Annotated in this window: 5 protein-coding genes and 1 pseudogene; all 6 read right to left on the reverse strand. The window is 43.4% G+C overall.

The genetic code is table 11. The features are described 5' to 3' along the window. Window positions 1-744: DUF4097 family beta strand repeat-containing protein (locus tag AC1DSE_RS31505; RefSeq protein ID WP_477528779.1), on the reverse strand; the 744-nt coding region annotated here is incomplete at its 3' end. Further along, window positions 741-1,298, reverse strand: coding sequence for an HAAS signaling domain-containing protein (locus AC1DSE_RS31510; protein ID WP_441876559.1), 558 nt, complete (start codon window positions 1,296-1,298; stop codon window positions 741-743). The genes AC1DSE_RS31505 and AC1DSE_RS31510, both read right to left, overlap by 4 nt. Further along, a complete protein-coding gene (locus tag AC1DSE_RS31515) occupies window positions 1,295-1,615 on the reverse strand; it encodes a PadR family transcriptional regulator (RefSeq protein ID WP_076267484.1) in 321 nt (106 codons plus the stop codon). The genes AC1DSE_RS31510 and AC1DSE_RS31515 overlap by 4 nt, the downstream gene beginning before the upstream one ends. Window positions 1,616-1,835: 220 nt before the next feature. After that, on the reverse strand, window positions 1,836-2,855 hold the full coding sequence (locus AC1DSE_RS31520) for a Gfo/Idh/MocA family protein (RefSeq protein ID WP_076267483.1): 1,020 nt from the start codon (window positions 2,853-2,855) through the stop codon (window positions 1,836-1,838). Window positions 2,856-2,889: 34 nt separating this feature from the next. Next, entirely contained in the window at window positions 2,890-3,660 is a 771-nt protein-coding gene (locus AC1DSE_RS31525; RefSeq protein ID WP_339204504.1) for a sugar phosphate isomerase/epimerase family protein, read from the reverse strand. 205 nt (window positions 3,661-3,865) lie between these two features. Next, window positions 3,866-4,173, reverse strand: a pseudogene (locus tag AC1DSE_RS31530) (alpha-xylosidase); the annotation flags it as partial.

A 4,173-nucleotide genomic window follows, 5' to 3' on the forward strand; every position in this document is an offset into this window, starting at 1 on the left:
CTTGTTAACCGAGAAACCATCCCAATCCACCTTGCTGTTTCCGGTATCCTTCTTGATACGAATAGAAGCCGAAGCAGGCTGTTTATCTGCATTAACGACGATATTCCCGGTATCCGTCTTAATTGTAAGATCGCTACGCAATTCATCTGTTTCAACTCGTACATTTCCCGTCTCAGATTCCGCTTTTAGGATGCCTTTTCCGTCCGCAATAGTAATGTTTCCAGTATCTGTTTTTAATTCAAGCTCCTGAGCCGTGTAATTCGTTAATTTTATATTGCCGGTTTCTGATTTTAATTTCATTTTGTCAGCTTCCATCTGATTCACTACAATGTTTCCTGTATCGGTTTCGATATCAACTGAGGTCCATAGCTTAGCAGGCACCTCAATCGTCAGCTTCAAGTTAACGATAGAAATACCGAATGTAAAACGATCCTTCGTATTTGCCTCAATATTAAGCGTATCCCCTTTAGGAGCTGCCGTTAGGATGACGTCTCCAGCAAGTTTTTCACTTACATCTCCTTCAAGTCTCACTTTAATATCATCTGCTGTGCCGGGAACGAAAGTGATATTAAACGTATCCGTCTCCGCATGGATCGAGCGAATGGACGATGCATCAATCGTTTTTTCCTGCAAAAAAGGTTCGCCCTGAAATTTCGTTACAAGTTCATCTTTATCGAATACAAAAAACGCGCAAAGTACTCCTATACCAAGCAAAATTAAAGCGAATGCGGCTAGTTTTTTCATTTGTTATTCCCCTTTACAATTCTTGTGTTGAATTTCAAATATTTTAAGGTCATCTTATAGAAGGAAGTTGTAAGTGCCTTTAAGCCGATGATGAGTAAAATCGTAATTGAGCTTGTAATCAAGCCTATCGTCAATGCCTGTGGCATAGTAAATGTGCCATTCCATAAGCTCTCTACCATGATTCCGATACCGCCTACGCCTATTCCCAAAGCTGACGCCCATAAAGCAACAATGACCGACGCCAGAGCCAGATAGGGGCCTAGAACGAATATAACATTGAATAAACCAAGGCTTGCTGTTGCAAATACAGCCTTAGAGAGCTTTCCGAAGCCCTTGTTCGTCTCTGCCTGATTAACTCGGTATCCAAGCAGCATCTCGTTCGCAATCATTCTTGGATCTCCCAGCTCGCTTGCTGCTTGCTCCTCGGTTTGACCATTCTCTACCGCTTGCTGAAAATGAAGATAATAATCGTACAGCCATTCCTTCCGCTGCGGCTCTGGAATGACTTTGAGCATGCTCTCAAGCTCCAACATATATCGATCTCTTGTCGTCATGGTCTTAAACCTTCCTCTACAATTTCATTTACGGATTGCGTGAAACTTTCCCATTCTGCAATTAATTTGCGCATATGACTCCAGCCCTCTGCTGTTAATTGATAATATTTCCGAGGCGGGCCTTCAGTTGATTCCTTCAAATAGGTTGAGAAATAGCCGTCCTGTGTCAATCTGCTTAGTAATGGATAGACGCTTCCGACTGCAACTTCAAACTTTTCGGAAATTTTAACAGCCAGCTCATAGCCGTATCGATCTCCCCTTGTCGCAAGCACAAGAACGCATATTTCAAGCACGCCCTTTTTAAATTGAATGTTCATTTCGTGTCCTCCATCATTGAAGTTCTAATTCTTCGGTACTGTATGTGGAAAGATACTAAGCATAACTTACTATTAATCAATACAGTATAGCACTGTACAGCAATTCCGTCTTTTGTATAATTTACCACATGCTATTCTACAATGCAAGATAGTGTGCAAAAAAGAATACCTCCAACCTCACGGCTTGCGCACGTCGGTTGAAGGCATTCCTGTACATTACTTAGTTTACGCTAATGAATTTACCTGTTGCTTGTGACTCAAATGCACACAAGATAACTTTCAAAGAAGCACGGCCATCTTCACCGCTTACAGCAGGTGTTGTGTTCGTAAGAATGCTTTCCAAGAAAGCATTGACTACGCCGCTTGTCTCTTGCTTATCGTTAGTCGAGATTGCGCCTACTTTATGCTTCTCAACTGTGCCGTTGCGCAGCTCCACGATTACTTGATCGTCAGGATGCGTACCAATTTTCATAACGCCGTTCTCACACCACAAAATAGTGCTGTTGTCCTCACCCTTATAGTAAGTCCAGCTTGCTACAAGCGTGCCGATTGCACCGCTCTTCATACGAAGCAAACATGATGCGTTATCATCAACATCGGTATCTTTATCAAGCGTGCCAACAAATCCAGCTACTTCTGAAACTTCGTCGTCAAGCATCCAGCGAATAAGATCGGATTTATGAACGCCAAGATCGCCCATTGCGCCCATAATAGCTTCTGGCTTACGGAAGAACCAGCTTTCTGCGCCATCGATGCTCCAGCCATCTGGACCAGGGTGACCAAACGATGTGCGGAATGTAAGTACTTTGCCTAGAATGCCGGACTGCAATACTTGCTTCGCTTTAACATGCGGCGGCATGAAGCGTTGGTTATGACCAACCATCAAGTGAACGCCGTTTTTCTTAGCTGCTTCAATCATCGCTTCCGCTTCTTCATCTGTTACAGCCATTGGTTTCTCAACAAGAACATGAGCGCCCGCATTAGCTGCAGTAATTGACATTGAAGCATGCAATGCATTTGGCGTACATACGCTTACTGCATCAGGTTTGATTTCTGCAAGCATCGTTTCGAAATCAGCAAACGCTTTGCCGCCATGCAAATTCGCATAGTGTTCTGCGCGCTCGATAATTGGATCTACGAATGCAACAAGCTCAACATTCTCATGAGCTGCATATTCCGGGATATGACGGTATTTCGAAATCGATCCACAACCTATAACTGCTACACGTACTTTAGACATGAATATTTTCCCCTATCTATTATTAATTAGATTATTATTTGTTCAAAAAATTAGTTTTCAACCATTCCATGCTTTCTGCAACAGCTTCAATCGGAGGATTCGCACAAGTGTCCTGCTCAACAATAATCCATTCTACAGATGCTTTCGAGGCAGCATCAATAATAGGAAGAAGCGGCAAATCGCCACGGCCAAGCTCTACTGTATCGATTTGTTGACCCTTCTCACCAGCGCGGAAGTCCTTCAAATGAAGAAGTGGCAGACGTCCTGCATATTTTGCAATGTAAGCAAGCGGATCTACACCGGAGTATTGTACCCAGCCGATATCCATTTCAACTTGTAGATATTGCGGATCAATCCGCTCATACAAAGCGTCAAATACGATTTGGCCGTCGATTTCAACTTCAAATTCAAATTCATGGTTGTGGTAAGCAAAAGAAATGCCTGCTTCACGGAAACGCTTACCATACTCTTCAAATTTCACGAGATGTCCGCGCCATGCTTCTGTATCACGAGCATCTACCGGCAACCAAGGACATATAGCATATTTAGCTCCAATGGTTTGAAGATAAGCAATTTCCTCATCAAGATTGCCTTCAAGCAGATGCAAGCCGACGTGGCTGCCGATTGCTTTCAAATTCAATTCTTGAAGCAGGTCGCGCATGTCTTCAGCTTTGATATCACCGTAACCTGCAAATTCTACGCCCTCATAACCCATTGCTGCAACCTTGCGAAGCGTGCCTTCAAAATCTTGTGCGGTAGCGTCTCTTAACGTGTACAATTGCAAACCAATATTCATTCGTGACATGTGAGCTGCACTCCCTTATATTTATTATTTGATGTATTTGATTTTGTTTTCTGATCTTTATTATATCGACAGTCCTATGCGAAAACCAGTTGTATTATTAGTCTTTTCTTATGCGATTTTGGTCAATGCTCGTACAATGGCACTATAAAAGGGGCAGCTTCGGCCTAGCCTGCATACGGCTGGGACGAAGCTGCCTCTTATTTGTTTAGATATGAATCGTAAACGCCAGCTGCTTCGAGCCTGCGGCAATGTGCAGAACTGTATCCTTCACATCAGCTTTTACCCCTTCAACTGAACGAATTGGACCTAGCCCCTTCAGTTCCAACGAGAATGCTTTGCCGCTGCCCTCTAATTGAACAGTGATCGCTTCGCCTTGGCGTGTTGCCGAGATCGTCAATTCTGTATCGCCTTTGGTATTGGGCACAGCCGTTGCAGCTGTTTTTCCGTCTTCCAGATTATGAAGCTCAAACTGGACGCCATCCGCATAATCATAATCTGGTTTAACCTCATTCG

Source organism: Paenibacillus sp. 01L418, assembly GCF_056400045.1.

Bases quoted from the DNA above. Each gene is read 5' to 3' on its own strand.
- AC1DSE_RS31510 (WP_441876559.1), bottom strand. From the start codon at position 1,298: ATGACGACAAGAGATCGATATATGTTGGAGCTTGAGAGCATGCTCAAA.
- AC1DSE_RS31515 (WP_076267484.1), bottom strand. From the start codon at position 1,615: ATGAACATTCAATTTAAAAAGGGCGTGCTTGAAATATGCGTTCTTGTG.
- AC1DSE_RS31520 (WP_076267483.1), bottom strand. From the start codon at position 2,855: ATGTCTAAAGTACGTGTAGCAGTTATAGGTTGTGGATCGATTTCGAAA.
- AC1DSE_RS31525 (WP_339204504.1), bottom strand. From the start codon at position 3,660: ATGTCACGAATGAATATTGGTTTGCAATTGTACACGTTAAGAGACGCT.